This window comes from Citrobacter sp. Cb004 (genome assembly GCF_030337065.1).
Lineage (GTDB): Bacteria > Pseudomonadota > Gammaproteobacteria > Enterobacterales > Enterobacteriaceae > Citrobacter > Citrobacter braakii.
On sequence record NZ_JAOWCH010000053.1, the window covers coordinates 1 to 19,500 of the forward strand.

The following is a 19,500-nucleotide window of genomic DNA, read 5'->3' on the forward strand; positions in this document are numbered from 1 at the left end:
TTCTTTAAGGTAAGGAGGTGATCCAACCGCAGGTTCCCCTACGGTTACCTTGTTACGACTTCACCCCAGTCATGAATCACAAAGTGGTAAGCGCCCTCCCGAAGGTTAAGCTACCTACTTCTTTTGCAACCCACTCCCATGGTGTGACGGGCGGTGTGTACAAGGCCCGGGAACGTATTCACCGTGGCATTCTGATCCACGATTACTAGCGATTCCGACTTCATGGAGTCGAGTTGCAGACTCCAATCCGGACTACGACATACTTTATGAGGTCCGCTTGCTCTCGCGAGGTCGCTTCTCTTTGTATATGCCATTGTAGCACGTGTGTAGCCCTACTCGTAAGGGCCATGATGACTTGACGTCATCCCCACCTTCCTCCAGTTTATCACTGGCAGTCTCCTTTGAGTTCCCGGCCGAACCGCTGGCAACAAAGGATAAGGGTTGCGCTCGTTGCGGGACTTAACCCAACATTTCACAACACGAGCTGACGACAGCCATGCAGCACCTGTCTCAGAGTTCCCGAAGGCACGTTCGCATCTCTGCAAACTTCTCTGGATGTCAAGAGTAGGTAAGGTTCTTCGCGTTGCATCGAATTAAACCACATGCTCCACCGCTTGTGCGGGCCCCCGTCAATTCATTTGAGTTTTAACCTTGCGGCCGTACTCCCCAGGCGGTCGACTTAACGCGTTAGCTCCGGAAGCCACGCCTCAAGGGCACAACCTCCAAGTCGACATCGTTTACGGCGTGGACTACCAGGGTATCTAATCCTGTTTGCTCCCCACGCTTTCGCACCTGAGCGTCAGTCTTTGTCCAGGGGGCCGCCTTCGCCACCGGTATTCCTCCAGATCTCTACGCATTTCACCGCTACACCTGGAATTCTACCCCCCTCTACAAGACTCTAGCCTGCCAGTTTCGGATGCAGTTCCCAGGTTGAGCCCGGGGATTTCACATCCGACTTGACAGACCGCCTGCGTGCGCTTTACGCCCAGTAATTCCGATTAACGCTTGCACCCTCCGTATTACCGCGGCTGCTGGCACGGAGTTAGCCGGTGCTTCTTCTGCGAGTAACGTCAATTGCTGTGGTTATTAACCACAACACCTTCCTCCTCGCTGAAAGTACTTTACAACCCGAAGGCCTTCTTCATACACGCGGCATGGCTGCATCAGGCTTGCGCCCATTGTGCAATATTCCCCACTGCTGCCTCCCGTAGGAGTCTGGACCGTGTCTCAGTTCCAGTGTGGCTGGTCATCCTCTCAGACCAGCTAGGGATCGTCGCCTAGGTGAGCCGTTACCCCACCTACTAGCTAATCCCATCTGGGCACATCCGATGGCAAGAGGCCCGAAGGTCCCCCTCTTTGGTCTTGCGACGTTATGCGGTATTAGCTACCGTTTCCAGTAGTTATCCCCCTCCATCGGGCAGTTTCCCAGACATTACTCACCCGTCCGCCACTCGTCACCCAAGGAGCAAGCTCCTCTGTGCTACCGTTCGACTTGCATGTGTTAGGCCTGCCGCCAGCGTTCAATCTGAGCCATGATCAAACTCTTCAATTTAAGTTTGATGCTCGTGAATTAAACTTCGTAATGAATTACGTGTTCACTCAGAGACTTGGTATTCATTTTTCGTCTTGCGACGTTAAGAATCCGTATCTTCGAGTGCCCACACAGATTGTCTGATAAATTGTTAAAGAGCAGTTGCGACGCGCTTTAGCGCTCTGTCGCGAGGTCCCGTATATTACGTTTTCCTCATTCAGAGTCAAGCATTTATTTTTGCTTTTCTCTGCGAGATTCTCAGTGGAACCCCGCTGACCCGGCGGTTTGTAATCCGTTGTTCCGTGTCAGTGGAGGCGCATTATAGGGAGTTATTTCAGGCTGACAAGGGGAAATTTAAAATAATCTTCCGAGTGCGTATTTTTTATTCTTTGTGCTTATTTTGACAACGTTTTGTGGGTTAATTGGGCGATTTCCCGCGCGAAACCCGCGACCTGTTCCCAATCGGTATACACCACTTCTTTATTGGTATCTGTTTCACCGCCTGACATCTTCATTATCAGTTGGATCATAACGCGGTCATACCAGCGATAGCGGGGATACAGCAAAGCGCCAGCAATAACCGCACTGCGATCAGGCCGCCACGGCGAACTCATCAGGAACTTACGCGCATAACTGTTAGTTTGCGGCGTGCGTTTCTCCGGTTTACGGGCAACCAGGTTTACGGAGTAGAAGGCACTCGGCATCGCGTTCAGCCGCGTGGCATGCTTTTTCACAAACTCCTGAAAAGCTGCATGGTAATGACCATAGCGAATCGAGGCGCCAATCACCACGCTGTCATAATTTTGCCAGTCAGGCTCCGCGGTACGATGCAAATTAACGACATCCGCCCAAACGCCCAGCTCTTTGAGTTCAGAAGCCAGATACTCGGCGATTTCACGCGTTTGTCCGTCCCGGGAAGAAAAAAGAATCAGTGTTTTCACGTGTTACTCCATTATTCACGCCAGAAAGTAGGGGTAAAGAGTACCAGCAGGGTAAAGACCTCCAGACGACCAAACAGCATATTGGCAATCAGGATCCACTTCGCCACGGGGTTCATACTGGCAAAGTTGTCGGCAACAACCCCCAGCCCTGGCCCCAGGTTATTCAGCGTCGCCACAACAGAGGCAAACGCGGAGAAGTCATCAACACCGGTCGCAATAATCGCCAGCATACTGATAATAAAGACCAGCGCATAGGCAGAGAAGAATCCCCACACAGCTTCAAGGATTCGCTCCGGCAAAGCACGGTTACCCAGCTTGATACTGTAAACCGCATTCGGGTGGACCAGTCGTTTCAATTCGCGGTTACCCTGCTTAAACAGCAACAGGATTCGAATCACCTTCAAGCCACCGCCCGTCGACCCGGCACAGCCGCCAATAAAAGCAGAACACAGCAACAGCACCGGCAGGAACAGCGGCCAGCGGGCAATACTGTCCGTAGTAAATCCGGCGGTCGTCGCCATTGATACCACCTGAAAAAAAGCCTGGTTGATGGTCGTGAGTGCCGAACCGTAGGTATTGTGTATCCACAGCACCAGCGTACAGACAGCCACCAGCGTCAGCTGCACCCCAATGAACATGCGGAATTCTGGATCGCGCCAGTAGACCTTCAGGCTGCGACCGCTGAGTAAAGAGAAGTGCAGACCATAGTTACAACCGGAGATCAGCAAGAAGATAGCAATAATGGTGTTAATCGTGGGACTGTCGAAATACCCCACGCTGGCATCGTGTGTGGAAAAGCCGCCGATGGCTATCGTAGCAAAGCTGTGCCCAATAGCGTCAAACGCGGGCATCCCGGCAAACCATAGCGCCAGCGCACACGCCACCGTCAGTAATACATAGATAAGCCACAGCGTTTTCGCCGTTTCGGCAATACGCGGACGCATTTTGTTATCTTTCAGCGGGCCCGGCATTTCTGCCCGGTAGAGCTGCATCCCGCCGACGCCAAGAATAGGCAGAATAGCCACCGCCAGCACGATGATCCCCATCCCGCCGAACCATTGCAGCATCTGTCGATAAAAGAGGATAGCGTGTGGCAATGAATCCAGCCCCACCAGCGTTGTCGCCCCCGTGGTGGTTAATCCGGAGAAGGATTCAAAAAAAGCGTCAGTTATCGTGAGGTTAGGGCTTTCCGCAAAGATGAACGGTAGCGCACCCACGCTACCCAGCACGGTCCAGAACAAAACGACAATCAGAAACCCTTCGCGCGATTTCAGCTCGCCCTTCTCTTTACGGTTTGGCCACCACAGCATGGAGCCGATCGCCAGAGCAACGAAGAAAGTTTGAGTAAACGCACGCCCTGCCCCATCGCGGTAGATGAGCGCTACCAGTCCGGGGATAATCATTGTCCCCGAGAATAAGATGACCAGTAGTCCAACGATTCGGGTGATGGCGCGAAAATGCATCTCTGCCGCTTCCTTAGTTCTTTAAAATGAGGTGGGGATTATTCTTCAATCGCTAACAATTGCAATGAACCCCGACTAAAATCCGCCAGTTTTGCCGAAAATTCATCCACTTTGGCATAAGGAAGCGCCACCCTGAGCCGAACAAAAGCCTGGTAATCACTGGCAACAACTTTACCGTCAAACTGCCCCAGCAAAGCTTCAATGCCTGCCAGCTGACCGTACTCACACTGCAAAGTATATTCGGTTAATGGCGTCTTGCGCTGCGTCGTTAACTGACGCAACGCCTGATTCACGCCGCCACCGTAGGCTTTCACTAGCCCACCCGTACCCAGAAGGATACCGCCGTAGTAGCGCACCACCACCGCGGTAATCTCACCGATGCCACTCCCCATCAGCTGCGCGAGCATCGGTTTGCCTGCCGTACCAGCCGGTTCGCCATCGTCTGAAAATCCCAGTTGCTGCGAGTCATTGGGCGCGCCCGCCACCCACGCCACACAATGGTGGCGGGCGTCCGGGTGTTCCATTTTGACTGACTCAACAAACGCTTTCGCCGCTTCTACGCCGTCCGTATGGGCGAGCAGCGTAATGAAGCGGCTTTTTTTGATCTCTTCAACGACGCAAACCGGCGCCGCAGGGATTAACCAACTGTCCATTACGCCAGTTTTAAATCCCGTGTCATGTTTTCGATATTGTTCTCGTGGACCACCACGTTGTCTTCAATTCGAATACCGCCGAACGGTTTCAGAGCTTCAATTTTCTGCCAGTTGAAGTGTTTGCTGAACTGCCCTTCACGCCACGGCGCCAACAGCGATTCAATGAAGTAGATGCCCGGTTCGATGGTCAGGACCATGCCCGGTTGCAGCACGCGGGTGCAACGCAGGTAAGGATACTTCGACGGCGCGGCCAGATGAGTACCGCTGTCATCTTGCATGAAGCCAGCGACATCGTGTACCTGCAGGCCCAGCGGGTGACCAATGCCATGCGGCATAAACGGCCCGGTAAGATCGTTTTCCACCATCGCCTCTTCACTCATATCGGTGATGATTTGATGCTTACGCAGCAGCTTCGCGATGCGCTGATGGAACTGAATGTGATAATCCACGTAGCTGGTGCCCGCTTTCATAGTGGCAATCAGCGCCAGTTGCTCGTCATTCACATCCTTCACCAGATGCGCATAGTCGTTGTCGCTTTTCGCCGACCACGTACGCGTCAGGTCTGCTGCATAGCCGTTGTATTCCGCACCGGCGTCCAGTAGGAAACTGCGGATTTCAGACGGAGCCTGATGATCCAGCCTGGTGTAATGCAGAACCGAAGCATGCTCGTTAAGCGCCACGATGTTGCTGTACGGCACGTCGGTGTCGCGATGACCGGTAGCAGTCAGGTAAGCGAGGTTGATGTCAAACTCGCTCATCCCGGAACGGAACGCTTCTTCCGCGGCACGGTGTCCATTCACCGCCATTTTCTGTGCTTCGCGCATACAGGCCAGTTCGTAATCTGTTTTGTAAGCACGATAATAATGCAGGTAGTCGATAACCCCTTTCGGGTTGATATTGCTGGCCGCGATGTCTAGCTGCAGCGCGCGTTCCGGAACCGGACCGATGTAACCGATATTGCCGCGAGCAGCAGGCAGTTGGCTACCGATACCATCAGCTTTTGGCAGCGCGATGATCTCAATTTCTTCCGTCCAGAAAGAGGTCGGCAGCGGCTCAACATTGTGCCAGTAATCGACCGGCAGGTAGAACCACAATTTCGGCTTATTCACGCCATCCACCAGCAACCAGCAGTTAGGAACCTGCGTTACAGGCACCCAGGCTTTGAATTGCGGATTGACCTTAAACGGGTAGGGATGATCGTCGAGAAAAACGTTAACAAGTTCTCCTGAGTGAATAAGTAACGCATCCAGCTTGAAGCGCTCCAGCGCGTCGCGCGTCCGTTCTTGTAGGGTAACGATATGATTTTTATAGAGTGCGGCCAGTGATTCCATTTTCTATCCTTCTGTTTTTTTGACCTCAAGTGTCCGCATCTTAGCACATCGGTTTGTGAGTGCGTGATTTCTGCCGAGCGTGATCAAATCGTCATTTCTTTAATCATTCATTTGCATTTTATTAACATAAAACACACACTTCGATTCATCTGGTATGACCAGATCACCTTGCGGATTCAGGAGACTGACATGCTTTACAAAGGCGACACCCTGTACCTCGACTGGCTGGAAGATGGCATCGCCGAACTGGTGTTCGATGCCCCAGGCTCAGTCAATAAACTCGACACGGCCACCGTTGCCAGCCTGGGCCATGCGCTTGACGTGCTGGAAAAACAACCGAATTTAAAAGGGCTGCTGCTGCGTTCTAACAAAGCAGCCTTTATTGTTGGTGCCGACATCACCGAATTCCTTTCACTGTTCCTCGTGCCTGAAGAGCAACTGAGCCAGTGGCTGCATTTTGCCAACAGCGTGTTTAATCGCCTGGAAGATCTGCCTGTTCCGACTCTCTCAGCGGTTAACGGCTATGCGCTGGGCGGCGGCTGTGAGTGTGTCCTGGCGACCGATTATCGTCTGGCTACGCCGGACCTGCGCATCGGCCTGCCGGAAACCAAGCTGGGCATTATGCCAGGCTTTGGCGGCTCCGTGCGTATGCCACGTATGCTGGGTGCGGACAGCGCGCTGGAAATTATTGCTGCGGGTAAAGATGTGGGTGCTGAGCAGGCGCTAAAAATCGGTCTGGTCGATGGCGTAGTGAAGCAAGACAAACTGCTTGATGGCGCGATCGCGGTATTACATCAGGCGATTAACGGCGACCTCGACTGGAAAGCCAAACGTCAGCCGAAGCTGGAGCCGTTGAAACTCAGCAAAATTGAAGCAGCAATGAGCTTTACCATCGCCAAAGGTATGGTGGCGCAGACGGCAGGTAAGCATTATCCCGCACCGATTACCGCGGTAAAAACCATTGAAGCAGCGGCCCGTTTTGGTCGTGAAGAAGCGCTGAATCTGGAAAATAAAAGCTTTGTTCCACTCGCGCATACCAATGAAGCCCGCGCACTGGTTGGAATTTTCCTTAACGATCAGTTCGTGAAAGCCAAAGCCAAAAAGCTCACCAAAAATGTTGAAGCGCCAAAGCAAGCGGCTGTGCTGGGCGCAGGCATTATGGGCGGCGGCATCGCTTACCAGTCGGCCTGGAAAGGCGTGCCGGTTGTCATGAAAGATATCAACGACAAATCATTAACGCTGGGTATGACCGAAGCGGCCAAGCTACTGAACAAACAGCTTGAGCGCGGCAAAATTGACGGTCTGAAAATGGCGGGCGTTATTTCCACCATTCATCCCACCCTCGACTATAGCGGTTTCGAACGCGTGGACGTGGTAGTTGAAGCGGTCGTAGAAAACCCAAAAGTGAAAAAAGCGGTACTGGCGGAAACCGAAGATCAGGTTCGCCCGGACACTGTACTGGCTTCGAATACTTCCACCATCCCAATCAACGAACTGGCCAGCGCGCTTAAGCGTCCGGAAAACTTCTGTGGGATGCACTTCTTTAACCCGGTGCACCGTATGCCGCTGGTTGAGATCATTCGCGGCGAGAAAAGCTCGGATGAAACCATCGCTAAGGTTGTCGCCTGGGCAAGCCAGATGGGCAAAACGCCGATTGTGGTTAATGACTGCCCTGGTTTCTTCGTTAACCGCGTGCTGTTCCCCTATTTTGCCGGTTTCAGTCAGTTGCTGCGCGACGGGGCGGATTTCCGCAAAGTCGACAAAGTGATGGAAAAACAGTTTGGTTGGCCGATGGGCCCGGCTTATCTGCTGGACGTGGTAGGTATTGATACCGCGCACCACGCGCAGGCGGTGATGTCCGCAGGCTTCCCTCAGCGTATGCAGAAAGATTATCGCGATGCGATAGACGCCCTGTTTGATGCTAACCGTTTCGGGCAGAAAAACGGTCTCGGATTCTGGCGTTATAAAGAAGACAACAAGGGCAAGCCGAAGAAAGAAGAAGATGCCACCGTTGACAATCTGCTGGCAGAGGTCAGCCAGCCGAAACGCGACTTCAGCGATGAAGAGATTATCGCCCGCATGATGATCCCTATGGTCAACGAAGTAGTGCGTTGCCTGGAAGAAGGCATTATTGCCAGCCCGGCAGAAGCCGATATGGCGCTGGTATACGGTCTGGGCTTCCCTCCGTTCCATGGCGGTGCGTTCCGCTGGCTGGATACGCTCGGCAGCGCGAAGTATCTCGATATGGCTCAGCAGTATCAGCACCTTGGTCCGCTGTATGAAGTTCCGGCCGGTCTGCGTGATAAAGCGCGCCATAACGAACCGTATTATCCCCAGGTTGAGCCAGCCCGCCCGGTTGGCAGCCTGAAAACGGCTTAAGGAGTCACAATGGAACAGGTTGTAATTGTTGATGCGATCCGTACCCCGATGGGCCGTTCGAAAGGGGGCGCGTTTCGGAACGTGCGGGCAGAAGATCTCTCTGCACATTTAATGCGTAGCCTGCTGGCGCGTAATCCGGCGCTGGAGCCAACCGCGCTTGATGACATTTACTGGGGCTGTGTGCAACAAACGCTGGAGCAGGGTTTCAATATCGCCCGTAATGCCGCGCTGCTAGCGGAAGTTCCGCACTCCGTTCCGGCCGTCACGGTCAATCGCCTGTGCGGTTCATCCATGCAGGCGCTGCACGATGCGGCACGCATGATCATGACTGGTGATGCTCAGGCGTGCCTGATTGGCGGCGTTGAGCATATGGGCCATGTGCCAATGAGCCACGGCGTTGATTTCCACCCGGGTATGAGCCGCAACGTGGCGAAAGCCGCAGGGATGATGGGCCTGACCGCAGAAATGCTCTCCCGCATGCACGGCATCAGCCGTGAAATGCAGGACGCTTTCGCCGCACGTTCACACGCTCGCGCCTGGGCTGCAACACAGTCTGGCGCTTTTAAAAACGAAATCATCCCGACCGGCGGTCATGATGCCGACGGCGTGCTGAAGCAGTTTAACTACGATGAGGTTATCCGTCCGGAAACGACCGTTGAAGCGCTCTCCACCCTGCGCCCGGCGTTCGATCCGGTTAACGGAACGGTGACTGCCGGTACCTCTTCTGCGCTCTCCGACGGCGCAGCAGCGATGCTGGTAATGAGCGAAAGCCGCGCCCGTCAACTGGGTCTGACGCCGCGTGCCCGTATTCGTTCGATGGCTGTTGTCGGCTGCGATCCGTCAATCATGGGTTACGGCCCGGTTCCGGCCTCAAAGCTGGCGCTGAAAAAAGCGGGGCTGACTACCAGCGATATCGGATTGTTTGAGATGAACGAAGCGTTCGCTGCGCAGATCCTGCCATGTATTAAAGATCTGGGGCTGATGGAGCAGATCGATGAGAAGATCAACCTCAACGGCGGGGCGATCGCGCTCGGTCATCCGCTGGGCTGTTCTGGCGCACGTATCAGCACCACGCTGCTGAATCTGATGGAACGCAAAGACGTACAGTTTGGTCTGGCGACGATGTGTATCGGATTAGGTCAGGGCATCGCAACGGTGTTTGAGCGGGTTTAATCCAGCAGTGCCGGGGACGCTTCGCTTGCCCGGCCTACGAAATGTTATCTCAAAGCCATTGGTGCCAGAACAAGGCGGCAAGCGAATGAATCCCGATGAGCTTACGTATAGTAAGTGATTCGGGTGAATGAGCGAAGCCAACACAGTTATGGTGCCAATGGCGAAGAGAGAAAGTTTAGTTGCCGTTCTTCCCGCCTGTCAGGGGCGGGTTTTTTATTTCCCTGAACTACCACGCACCACTAACTGCACCGGCAGCAGCAGATTCTCTTCCTGATTTTCTTCCAGCAGTAAACGCAGCGCTTCACGCCCCAGCTGTTTTTTATCAACCGCAACGGTAGTCAGCGGCGGATGTGACCAGGACGCAGCATCGATATCATCAAATCCCACCAGCGCAAGATCTTCCGGGATACGTATACCCTGCTGAGCACACACCTGCTGAACAACCATCGCTGCCGCGTCGTTATAGGCAAAAATGGCATCGGGCGGCTCTGGCAGTCTGAGTAGCTCATTAACCGCATCCACCAGAGATTGCTCGGTATCCAGCAGCGGCGGCGCAACGACGTCATACTCTGGCGGCATTAGCAAACGGGCTTCATACAATGCCTGACGGTAGCCCTTTTCACGCTGACGGATGCTGTAGTGCGCGAGCGTACTGGCAAGAAACGCAATGCGGCTGCGGCCTTGTGCAATCAGATGTTGCGTGGCCAGATAGCCGCCCAGAGTATTGTCAGGATTCACGCAAGGCAGTCCTGGCGCCCAGAGATCCACCAGCACCAGCGGCAATTTCATCTGTTGTAGCAGCCCAAGCAACTCAGGTTCAAAAAATCCCGCGCAGATCAGCGCATCAGGCTGGTGCAGCATCACCTGCTCACTTACTGCATCGCCTGGACCTATAGAGAGAAAGCTCAGCGCAACCCCCTTTTCGCGACACAGATCTTCTATCCCCAGCAGCAGTTGAGAGTAAAACGGTAAAGCCCGGCTGATATTGTGCTGGCGATGCAGTAAAAACAGGACACGTTTGATTTTATCTGCGCGCAGGCGTGAAAAATCATAACCCTGCTGCTGCGCCACTGAAATAATGCGCTGCCGGGTCTCTTCACGCAGCCCCGGTTGCCCTTTTAGCGCGCGGGAAACAGCGCCAACCGAGACGCCACAAGCGTCGGCAATGTCTCTGATACGTACAGGTTTCTTCATTTCACTCTCATGGATTTACTGTGGCTTGTTGTGCCCCAGCCAGGCTGCGCCGCGTACGCCGCTGCTGTCGCCGTGGCGGGCCTGAACGATCGGTGTGCGGCACTGTTTACCAAACACGTACTGCGCCACTCGCGCCTGTAAGCCTGAGTACAGTAAATCGATATTGGATACCCCGCCCCCCAGCACGATAACATCGGGATCGAGCATATTTACCACACTCGCCAACGCGCGAGCCAGTTGATCGCAATAGCGTTCCCATAACAAACAGGCGTCTGCATCACCCGATGCTACCCGTTGCATAATTTGTGGCACACCCATATGTTGCGCGGTGTGATTCATATACTGGCGCTCCAGGCCACTACCCGAAATAAAGCTCTCAATACAGTTCAACTGTCCGCAATAGCATGTCACTTCAGCCCCGTCCCGAGATCCGTGGTAGCGCGGCAAGGCATTATGCCCCCACTCTCCGGCACAGGCGTTAGGGCCGGAGATCAACCGGTTCTCGATGCATAGACCACCGCCGCATCCGGTACCGAGGATCACGCCAAATACCACGCTATGCCCACGCCCACTACCGTCCATCGCTTCTGACAGGGTAAAGCAGTTGGCATCATTAGTAACGGGCACTGGCATTCCTAATGCACGCTCGAGATCTTGCGCAAAGGCCTGCTGATTCAGCACCAGAATGTTGGAATTCTTAATCAAACCTTCGCTATCCACCGCACCTGGCACCCCGACGCCAACCGATAAAGGCTGATTAATGGCCTGCATAGCCCTGGCTATCATCTCCGTCACGGCCTGGAAAAAATCACCGTAACGCTGCTTTGGTGTCGCGCATCGTTCGCGGTAAACAATTTCACCCGCGTTATCAATCACCACCGCTTCGATTTTAGTCCCGCCGATATCCAGTCCGAGCCTCATGGTTTTTCCTCATTTGCCTCTCACAATGTGATGCGGTTTAGCTTGCCTATTTTGTTTACTAAACACATGGAGAGCTGTCACAAAAACTCAATTTATGTTTGAGTGACGGACATACTATGTTTACTAAAAAATAATTATGATGAGAAAGAGAGGCAATGACGCCGGGCCTGCGCCCTGCTAGTTGGAAGACAGATGATTGATGGATGCGCCGGAAGGGCTCCGGCGCACAGCGCTTAAATGAACGCGAAAGCGTCGCCAAACAGGCGATCTTCACGCGCACTGCGTTCATTACAGAACAGATCGCGCGCGATTTTGGCCATTTCAAAACGACCGGCAATGTAGATATCGTGCTCAGCCAGGGTACCGTAATCCTGCAATACCGCCGTTAACACGGTTCCCGTACGACCACGCCAGCCGTCTTCTGGCTGTTCCACCACTGGCTCAACGCGCAGATTCGGGTGATTAACAGACAACGCTTCCAGTTCGGAGAGATCGTAGAGATGCTTCTCTTCGCGCCCACCCCAGTAAATGGTGATATCGCGGTTTGGATTACGCGCCAGCGCAGTAAGCAGAATGGAACGCACGTAAGAGAACCCTGTACCACCGGCAATCAGGATCAGCGGGCGCTCGTCTTCATCACGCAGCCAGGCTTCGCCATGCGGAATGTCGACCTTGATTTCCCGGTCTTTCAGAATGCGGTCCATCACAGCCATGGCATAAAGATTTAGCTCAGAGGCGCCAACGTGCAGCTCAATGAATCCTTGCTCGTCCGGCGTGGATGCCATGGAGAACGGACGCTTATCCCTTTCGTCCATCACGACCATTAAATACTGGCCAGCACGAAAGGAAAACGCCGCGTCTGGCACTAAACGAACGCGATATACGGTATCAGTGATAGCTTCTACCGAGGTCACTTTACAGCTTAAGGTTGTCATGCGCTCTCTCTGTCGGATCAATAGGCAAAACGATCGCGCCTCAGGCGCTTTTGCCGTCATTAAAGATGGCCAGTTCATCCCAAATTGCGTCAATACGCGCAGTTACTTCAGGATCTTTTTTAATCGGGCGTCCCCATTCGCGTTGGGTTTCGCCCGGCCATTTATTTGTGGCATCCAGCCCCATTTTTGAACCCAGGCCGGAAACCGGCGAGGCAAAGTCCAGGTAATCAATTGGCGTATTCTCTACCAGTACCGTATCCCGAGCCGGGTCCATACGGGTAGTAATTGCCCAAATCACATCATTCCAGTCGCGTGCATTGACATCATCATCGCAGACAATAACAAATTTGGTGTACATAAACTGGCGCAAAAACGACCAAACACCCATCATGACGCGTTTGGCATGACCAGCGTACTGTTTTTTCATCGTCACCACGGCCAGACGATATGAACAGCCTTCCGGAGGCAGGTAAAAATCGACGATTTCCGGGAACTGCTTTTGCAGAATAGGAACGAAAACTTCGTTCAGCGCCACGCCAAGCACCGCGGGCTCATCAGGCGGACGTCCGGTATAAGTAGAGTGATAAATCGCCTCTTCACGCTGGGTAATGTGCGTGACGGTAAAGACCGGAAAGCTATCTACTTCGTTGTAGTAGCCCGTATGATCGCCATACGGTCCTTCCGGGGCCAGCTCACCCGGTTCGATATACCCTTCCAGCACGATTTCAGCACTGGCGGGCACTTCCAGATCGTTGGAAATACATTTGACCACTTCGGTCTTGGTGCCACGTAACAGCCCGGCAAATGCGTACTCGGATAATGTATCAGGGACGGGCGTCACGGCCCCCAGAATGGTCGCAGGATCTGCCCCCAACGCCACCGAAACCGGGAAGCGTTCGCCAGGATGCGCCGCACACCACTCCTGGTAATCGAGTGCGCCGCCGCGGTGGGACAGCCAGCGCATAATGAGCTTGTTTTTGCCAATCAGCTGCTGGCGATAAATACCCAGATTCTGCCGCTCTTTATGTGGGCCACGCGTTACGGTTAGCCCCCAGGTAATCAGCGGTGCGGCATCTTCCGGCCAACAGGTCATAATCGGAATACGGTTTAAATCGACGTCATCACCGGAGTAGATTTTTTGCTGACAAGGCGCACCGCGCAACCGCTTAGTCGGCATGTTCAGCACCTGCTTAAACTGCGGCAGCTTATCAAACAGATCGCGGAATCCTTTCGGTGGCTCCGGCTCTTTCAAAAACGCCAACAGTTTACCGACTTCCCGTAGTGCCGAGACATCTTCCTGCCCCATCCCCATCGCAACACGCTTCGGTGTGCCAAACAGGTTACACAGCACCGGCATGGAATAGCCTTTAGGATTCTCAAACAGTAACGCAGGCCCGCCAGCACGTAGGGTGCGATCGGCAATTTCAGTAATTTCCAGGTGGGGATCCACCTCAAGCGAAATGCGTTTGAGCTCGCCCTGCTGTTCAAGCAGCGTCAGGAAGTCGCGTAAATCGTGATATTTCATGGCGTCCATTGTGGCCTCTTCGTAAGCGCTTCATTATACGGCGTTCATCATTGTGATGCTGTATTTTTGTTAAATTAGCGTGAACTCTGGCGATACATATAAGCCCTGGGAGTATATACCCGTTGGGTTTCAGCCTGCTTTGAGGCGGGTATAATTAACTTAACTCATGGCTTTTGCTATGCTAGCGCTCAGAACAAGCGAATAAGAGTTATTATGCAATCCTGGTATTTACTGTACTGCAAACGTGGGCAACTTCAGCGAGCCCAGGAACACCTGGAAAGACAGGCGGTGAACTGCCTGACGCCTATGATCACCCTGGAAAAAATGGTGCGCGGTAAACGTACCACAGTCAGTGAACCACTATTCCCTAATTACATGTTTGTCGAGTTCGACCCGGAAGTGATCCACACCACCACGATCAACGCCACGCGTGGTGTCAGCCATTTCGTTCGTTTTGGAGCGACGCCTGCGACCGTCCCATCCCCCGTAATTCACCAGCTTTCTATCTACAAGCCTGAAGGTATTGTTGACCCGCAAACCCCTCAGCCAGGGGACAGCGTGATTATTACTGAAGGGGCGTTTGAGGGACTGAAAGCGATCTTCACCGAACCGGATGGCGAAGCGCGTTCCATGCTACTGCTTAACCTCTTGAATAAAGAGATTAAGCAGAGTGTGAAAAATACCGGTTTTCGAAAAATATAAGTCGTTTAGAAGGTCACTTCGAACAGCGTTCTGACGTTGGCATCAATGGTTGCTGACAGCCATTGAGGATCTTCCCCACGCCAGTGAGCAATTCGCTCAAGAATATGCGGCAGGTGCGCCGGTTCATTGCGACGTGACGTCGGTTTAGGCGTTAAGTCGCGAGGGAGTAGATAAGGTGCATCGGTTTCTATCAGCAGTCTTTCCACCGGAATAAACGGCAGCAGCTCCCGCAGTTCCATCCCCCGGCGTTCATCACAGACCCACCCGGTGATACCGATATAAAGCCCTCGGTCCACGCAGTCCTGCATCTCCTGGCGCGAACCGGTGAAACAGTGCAGCACCGCGCCTGGGAGGCTGTCCAGCCACGGCTCCAGCAATGTCAGAAAACGCTCATGCGCATCCCGACAATGCATGAAAATGGGCATCTGCAGTTCAGCAGCAATGCGCAGTTGCGCTTCGAAAGCACGTTCCTGCTCCTGCGGCGTGGAGAAATTGCGATTGAAATCCAGGCCGCACTCACCAATAGCGACTACCTTCGATTGGTTTGCCAGCGCGATGATCTCGTCTTCCGTTGAGGATTGCCATTGGCTGCTGTCATGCGGGTGCACGCCAGCCGTGGACCAGCAATGCGGATAATGCTGCGCCAGCTTTAACGCCTGCTGGCTTTCGTGAAGGTTTGTTCCGGTCAGAAGCATACCGTTTACGCCCGCAGCAAAGGCGCGCGCCACGACCTCATCCCGGTCTTTCGCAAATTGTGAACTGGTTAAATTAACGCCAATATCAAACATGCTTCCTCCCATATGACAACCGCCCTGACGGGCGGTTGAATTTATTCTTCAGTTTTCTCGGTGGCTTCGGCTTCTTTTGCTTCTTCAGCCTCGTTGTCCTCATCTCTCGTACGTCGCTTACCGACATAGAAACGAGAGAAGAAAACACCCACCTCGAACAGGCAGTACATCGGTATCGCCAACAACGTTTGCGAGAAGACATCTGGCGGGGTCAGTAGCATCCCAACAACAAAGGCTCCCACCACAACATAAGGACGTTTTTTGCGTAAATCATCTGGCGTCGTAATGCCCATCCAGCATAGCAGCACGATGGCGACAGGCACCTCAAAAGAGACACCGAAAGCCATAAATAGCGCCATTACAAAGCTGAGATAGCTGGCAATGTCCGTTGATACCTGCACGCCTTGCGGAGCCGTGTTGGCCAGAAAACCAAACGCTAACGGGAAGACAACAAAATAGGCGAATGCCATGCCGATGTAGAACAACAACGAACTGGAGACCAGCAGCGGAACAACCAGGCGGCGTTCATGTTTATACAACGCTGGCGCAATAAATGCCCACACCTGGTAGAGGATCACTGGCGCTGACAGGATCAGCGATACCATGAAGGTCAACTTGATTGGGGTAAAGAACGGCGAAGCCACATCGGTGGCGATCATCGTTGCACCCTGCGGCATCTGTTTAATCAACGGCGCCGCGACCATATGGTAAATGTCGTTGGCAAAGTAAACCAACGCCAAAAAGATCACGATTACCGCAATGATGCAGTTCAGGAGTCGCTTACGCAGCTCAATAAGATGCGTGATGAGCGGTTGGGTATCTTCTACAGCCATGTTTACGGTTTATCACTCGACGAGGGGGAGGATTCGGCAACAGGTGCGACAGCTTTCTTTTCTGCATCCATTAACGTAGCGGAAGTGTTTTCCGTTGGCTCTGGCGTTTTAGCACCCGTGGATTCCGGTTTTTGCTCCGGCGAACTGGCCTGGTTTTCAGCGGCAGCAGGGGTGACCCCTTCTCGCTGCGCATCAGCTTCTTTCACCACCGGATTATGGATAGTGTGCGCTTCATCGCTCTCTTTCTCAGGATCGTGCACACTGTAAGAACGCTTCATCGACTCTGCCGCTTCACGCAGCTCATCCATTGAGGCTTTCAACTCCGGGGTCAGATTTGTCAGGCTCGCTTTCTCTACTTTCTTCAGGCTGTCCTGAAACTCCTGAAGCTTAAGCTCCTGGGTCAGTTCATTCTGAACAGTAGTTGCCAGGGAACGCAAAGCACGAACCCAACCAGCAACCGTTTTTACCGCTACAGGTAAACGTTGCGGCCCCAGGACGATGAGGCCGATCACGAACACCAATAACAGTTCGCTAAAACCGATATCAAACACGGATTATACCTGCTCTTTATCTTGGCTTTTGGCGTCTTCTTTTTTCACTTCGCCCTGCTTATCGGTAATGGATTTAGCAGTAAAATCAGCGTCCTGGCTGGTTTTATCTTGCTTTGGCTCATCATCACCCATTGCTTTTTTGAAGCCTTTAATCGACGCGCCAAGATCGGAACCGATGGAGCCGAGTTTCTTGGTGCCAAATAGCAGTACAACGATGACGGCAATGATCAACAACTGCCAAATACTGATACCACCCATACATGTTCCTCTGTCATAGATGATGAATTAATAAGGCCGTAGTATACGTTACACGACCTGCCTAGGGCGATGAAAAATTCAGCGCATTTTGCGCCAGCCGATCAACCAGGCTAAGACGCCGCCGGCCATTAACCAGCCCGGCATAAGCCCCCACTCAGGACGGCTTACCAGCAGGAATGTTCCACTGAGCAACAATGTTGCACCAATGCCCAATAAATAACGGGATTGTCCCTGACGTACATGATTCGCGTGAAGCTCGCGGGCAATCTTATCAACACTGTGCTGTAAATATTTGCCCTGGCGCAAACTGTCATACACCAGTTCAGGTATTTCTGGCATTTTTTCGACCCAGAACGGTGCTTTTTCTTTAAATGCTCTAACAAGCGCCGGAATACCGACCTGATCTTTGATCCAGGATTCGAGGAAAGGCTTGGCCGTTTTCCACAAATCTAACTGCGGGTAGAGCTGTCGTCCGACACCTTCAACGTACAGCAGCGTCTTCTGTAGCAATACCAGTTGAGGCTGAACTTCCATATTGAATCGGCGCGCTGTGTTGAACAGATTTAACAGCACATGGCCAAAGGAAATCTCCGCCAGCGGTTTTTCGAAAATCGGCTCGCACACGGTACGAATGGCAAATTCAAACTCTTCTACGTTGGTATCCGGCGGAACCCAGCCAGAATCCACATGCAGTTCAGCAACTTTGCGGTAGTCGCGGTTAAAGAACGCGATGAAGTTTTCAGCCAGATAACGCTTATCTTCTTTGTTTAAAGAACCCACAATCCCACAATCAATACCAATGTATTTCGGGTTTTCAGGATGCTCATAACTCACGAAAATGTTCCCAGGGTGCATATCCGCATGGAAAAAGCTGTCGCGGAATACCTGAGTAAAGAAGACCTGAACACCGCGTTCAGCCAGCAGCTTCATATTGGTGCCGTTCTTCTCAAGCGAGGTGACATCTGAAACGGGAATACCGTAAATGCGCTCCATCACCATCATGTTCTGACTGCAATAGTCAGAGTACACTTCCGGGATGTACAGCATTGGGCTGTCTTCAAAATTACGTCGCAGCTGAATCGCGTTCGCCGACTCGCGCAGCAGATTCAGCTCATCAATCAACGTTTTTTCATATTCACGGACCACTTCTGTTGGTCGCAGGCGGCGGCCGTCTGGCATCAGGCGAGGTACCCAACGAGCAAGGCGGTAGATCAGTTTTAAATCCGCTTTAATTACCGGCAGTATGTCCGGGCGGATAACTTTGATCACCACCTCTTTCCCATTCGATTTCAGTCGCGCGGTGTGAACCTGAGCAATAGACGCAGATGCCAGCGGTGTGATCTCAAAATCATCAAACCATTCCTCGACGGGCAGTCCACCCATCGCCTCTTCGATTTGTTCTTTCGCTCTTTGCCCATCGAATGGGGCTACCCGATCCTGCAATAGCGCTAGCTGATCGGCGATGTGTGGCGGAAAAAGATCACGGCGGGTAGAGAGCATTTGCCCGAACTTAATCCACACCGGGCCGAGCTCCTGTAAAGCCAGTCTCAGCCGTTCTCCCAGCGGTTTGTCTTTATGTCGGTTGGGCATCCAGAACAGCGTGTAACGCCACAGCCGGAGCGGCAGCGTGATACGCATTTTGGGGATGAGTTCATCAAGACCGTAGCTTAAAAAAGTGCGAATGATGAAATAAAGGCGCCGTACTTCACCTGGCGTCATTTGGCCTCCAGTTTTTCCAGCCGTTTGGCCAGAGATTCGACCGCACGCTCAACGGCTGCCGTTTCTTCTGCAAACCATGCAACCTCAAGCGGACCAGGAGCCATACGCCACTCTTCGGTGATCGCTTCGGCAACATAGCGCTGCTGGCGTTGAATGTTGTGGCACAGGAACTTCGCTCCACCACGCAAAACTTTGCTGACCCCTTCCGCGACGATATCGCCGGTATAAGGTGCTAACAGTTCTGCGGGATCAAACTCCGCCAGATCGGCCAACGCGACAAAATTCTGTACCACCTGGATATCGCCCTGAACCTCCAGCTCACCACTGCGGATAAGCGTGGTGAGTTGCTGCCGGTCGCGTAATTTCGGTAACACGCTGGCATGTGTGATTACGGTGCAATCGGCTTCGCCTTCCCATGCCCCCAGCACATCGACCTGGCGCTCACTAAACACCAGCACTAACGGTGTTGAAAATCCTTTGAGCTCAACACGCAGCACTTTGCCCTGTAAACGCGTTCTGGCTGACTTGAGCGCAGGAGAACGATACAGAAAGGTGTTAAGCAAATTTTCAACGCCGGCGGTCACTAAGGGTTTTAAAGGCATC

The 19,500-nt window shown here is 53.0% G+C and carries 17 protein-coding genes and 1 rRNA gene; 3 read left to right on the forward strand and 15 right to left on the reverse strand.

What is annotated here, in order from left to right:
* Window positions 1-10 precede the first annotated feature (10 nt).
* From OGV65_RS09850 to pepQ, 5 genes are all read right to left on the reverse strand, one after another.
* Window positions 11-1,552, reverse strand: a 16S ribosomal RNA gene (locus OGV65_RS09850).
* A gap of 374 nt (window positions 1,553-1,926) precedes the next feature.
* On the reverse strand, window positions 1,927-2,472 hold the full coding sequence (gene hemG, locus OGV65_RS09855; RefSeq protein ID WP_101701061.1) for a menaquinone-dependent protoporphyrinogen IX dehydrogenase: 546 nt from the start codon (window positions 2,470-2,472) through the stop codon (window positions 1,927-1,929).
* Window positions 2,473-2,483: 11 nt separating this feature from the next.
* Window positions 2,484-3,935, reverse strand: coding sequence for a Trk system potassium transporter TrkH (gene trkH / locus OGV65_RS09860; protein WP_003017848.1), 1,452 nt, complete (start codon window positions 3,933-3,935; stop codon window positions 2,484-2,486).
* 38 nt (window positions 3,936-3,973) lie between these two features.
* Window positions 3,974-4,588 (reverse strand): IMPACT family protein, encoded by a 615-nt coding sequence (locus tag OGV65_RS09865; RefSeq protein ID WP_115191171.1) that lies wholly within the window; start codon window positions 4,586-4,588, stop codon window positions 3,974-3,976.
* The gene (pepQ, locus tag OGV65_RS09870) at window positions 4,588-5,919 is read right to left on the reverse strand and encodes a Xaa-Pro dipeptidase (protein WP_016155150.1); all 1,332 of its coding nucleotides are present in this window, start codon (window positions 5,917-5,919) and stop codon (window positions 4,588-4,590) included. The genes OGV65_RS09865 and pepQ overlap by 1 nt, the downstream gene beginning before the upstream one ends.
* Window positions 5,920-6,108: 189 nt before the next feature.
* Between pepQ and fadB the strand changes: the two genes are divergently transcribed.
* Window positions 6,109-8,298: a fatty acid oxidation complex subunit alpha FadB gene (gene fadB, locus OGV65_RS09875; protein WP_286454901.1), complete on the forward strand. Its 2,190-nt coding sequence runs from the start codon at window positions 6,109-6,111 to the stop codon at window positions 8,296-8,298.
* Between the two features lie 9 nt (window positions 8,299-8,307).
* Window positions 8,308-9,471: an acetyl-CoA C-acyltransferase FadA gene (gene fadA, locus OGV65_RS09880; protein ID WP_259688982.1), complete on the forward strand. Its 1,164-nt coding sequence runs from the start codon at window positions 8,308-8,310 to the stop codon at window positions 9,469-9,471.
* Between the two features lie 213 nt (window positions 9,472-9,684).
* Here fadA and OGV65_RS09885 read toward each other — a convergent pair whose 3' ends face one another.
* The 4 genes from OGV65_RS09885 to ubiD all read right to left on the reverse strand — a co-directional run bounded on the left by OGV65_RS09885 (window position 9,685) and on the right by ubiD (window position 14,055).
* Window positions 9,685-10,665, reverse strand: coding sequence for a LacI family DNA-binding transcriptional regulator (locus OGV65_RS09885; RefSeq protein WP_286454903.1), 981 nt, complete (start codon window positions 10,663-10,665; stop codon window positions 9,685-9,687).
* A 15-nt stretch (window positions 10,666-10,680) separates the two neighbouring features.
* The gene (locus OGV65_RS09890; RefSeq protein ID WP_286454904.1) at window positions 10,681-11,586 is read right to left on the reverse strand and encodes an ROK family protein; all 906 of its coding nucleotides are present in this window, start codon (window positions 11,584-11,586) and stop codon (window positions 10,681-10,683) included.
* A 233-nt stretch (window positions 11,587-11,819) separates the two neighbouring features.
* Window positions 11,820-12,521, reverse strand: coding sequence for an NAD(P)H-flavin reductase (fre, locus tag OGV65_RS09895; protein WP_003828903.1), 702 nt, complete (start codon window positions 12,519-12,521; stop codon window positions 11,820-11,822).
* Between the two features lie 40 nt (window positions 12,522-12,561).
* A complete protein-coding gene (gene ubiD, locus OGV65_RS09900) occupies window positions 12,562-14,055 on the reverse strand; it encodes a 4-hydroxy-3-polyprenylbenzoate decarboxylase (protein WP_016155145.1) in 1,494 nt (497 codons plus the stop codon).
* A 204-nt stretch (window positions 14,056-14,259) separates the two neighbouring features.
* On the opposite strand from ubiD, the gene rfaH reads away from it, so the two are divergent.
* On the forward strand, window positions 14,260-14,748 hold the full coding sequence (gene rfaH, locus OGV65_RS09905) for a transcription/translation regulatory transformer protein RfaH (RefSeq protein ID WP_047358740.1): 489 nt from the start codon (window positions 14,260-14,262) through the stop codon (window positions 14,746-14,748).
* A 5-nt stretch (window positions 14,749-14,753) separates the two neighbouring features.
* Here the strand turns inward: rfaH and tatD are convergent, their stop codons facing one another.
* From tatD to ubiJ, 6 genes are all read right to left on the reverse strand, one after another.
* Complete coding sequence (gene tatD / locus OGV65_RS09910; protein WP_047416487.1) at window positions 14,754-15,536, reverse strand: 3'-5' ssDNA/RNA exonuclease TatD; 783 nt, start codon at window positions 15,534-15,536, stop codon at window positions 14,754-14,756.
* Between the two features lie 41 nt (window positions 15,537-15,577).
* Window positions 15,578-16,369, reverse strand: a complete 792-nt coding sequence (gene tatC, locus OGV65_RS09915) for a Sec-independent protein translocase subunit TatC (protein WP_016155142.1) — start codon at window positions 16,367-16,369, stop codon at window positions 15,578-15,580.
* A gap of 2 nt (window positions 16,370-16,371) precedes the next feature.
* Window positions 16,372-16,920, reverse strand: a complete 549-nt coding sequence (gene tatB, locus OGV65_RS09920) for a Sec-independent protein translocase protein TatB (RefSeq protein ID WP_047499557.1) — start codon at window positions 16,918-16,920, stop codon at window positions 16,372-16,374.
* Window positions 16,921-16,923: 3 nt separating this feature from the next.
* Window positions 16,924-17,178, reverse strand: coding sequence for a Sec-independent protein translocase subunit TatA (tatA, locus tag OGV65_RS09925; RefSeq protein ID WP_003017888.1), 255 nt, complete (start codon window positions 17,176-17,178; stop codon window positions 16,924-16,926).
* A 78-nt stretch (window positions 17,179-17,256) separates the two neighbouring features.
* On the reverse strand, window positions 17,257-18,897 hold the full coding sequence (gene ubiB / locus OGV65_RS09930) for a ubiquinone biosynthesis regulatory protein kinase UbiB (RefSeq protein WP_016155140.1): 1,641 nt from the start codon (window positions 18,895-18,897) through the stop codon (window positions 17,257-17,259).
* A complete protein-coding gene (gene ubiJ, locus OGV65_RS09935; protein WP_016155139.1) occupies window positions 18,894-19,499 on the reverse strand; it encodes a ubiquinone biosynthesis protein UbiJ in 606 nt (201 codons plus the stop codon). The genes ubiB and ubiJ overlap by 4 nt, the downstream gene beginning before the upstream one ends.
* Window position 19,500 lies beyond the last annotated feature (1 nt).

Coding starts and splice junctions, on each gene's coding strand:
- trkH (WP_003017848.1), bottom strand. CDS start 3,935: ATGCATTTTCGCGCCATCACCCGAATCGTTGGACTACTGGTCATCTTA.
- OGV65_RS09865 (WP_115191171.1), bottom strand. CDS start 4,588: ATGGACAGTTGGTTAATCCCTGCGGCGCCGGTTTGCGTCGTTGAAGAG.
- pepQ (WP_016155150.1), bottom strand. CDS start 5,919: ATGGAATCACTGGCCGCACTCTATAAAAATCATATCGTTACCCTACAA.
- fadB (WP_286454901.1), top strand. CDS start 6,109: ATGCTTTACAAAGGCGACACCCTGTACCTCGACTGGCTGGAAGATGGC.
- fadA (WP_259688982.1), top strand. CDS start 8,308: ATGGAACAGGTTGTAATTGTTGATGCGATCCGTACCCCGATGGGCCGT.
- OGV65_RS09885 (WP_286454903.1), bottom strand. CDS start 10,665: ATGAAGAAACCTGTACGTATCAGAGACATTGCCGACGCTTGTGGCGTC.
- OGV65_RS09890 (WP_286454904.1), bottom strand. CDS start 11,586: ATGAGGCTCGGACTGGATATCGGCGGGACTAAAATCGAAGCGGTGGTG.
- fre (WP_003828903.1), bottom strand. CDS start 12,521: ATGACAACCTTAAGCTGTAAAGTGACCTCGGTAGAAGCTATCACTGAT.
- ubiD (WP_016155145.1), bottom strand. CDS start 14,055: ATGGACGCCATGAAATATCACGATTTACGCGACTTCCTGACGCTGCTT.
- rfaH (WP_047358740.1), top strand. CDS start 14,260: ATGCAATCCTGGTATTTACTGTACTGCAAACGTGGGCAACTTCAGCGA.
- tatD (WP_047416487.1), bottom strand. CDS start 15,536: ATGTTTGATATTGGCGTTAATTTAACCAGTTCACAATTTGCGAAAGAC.
- tatC (WP_016155142.1), bottom strand. CDS start 16,369: ATGGCTGTAGAAGATACCCAACCGCTCATCACGCATCTTATTGAGCTG.
- tatA (WP_003017888.1), bottom strand. CDS start 17,178: ATGGGTGGTATCAGTATTTGGCAGTTGTTGATCATTGCCGTCATCGTT.
- ubiB (WP_016155140.1), bottom strand. CDS start 18,897: ATGACGCCAGGTGAAGTACGGCGCCTTTATTTCATCATTCGCACTTTT.
- ubiJ (WP_016155139.1), bottom strand. CDS start 19,499: ATGCCTTTAAAACCCTTAGTGACCGCCGGCGTTGAAAATTTGCTTAAC.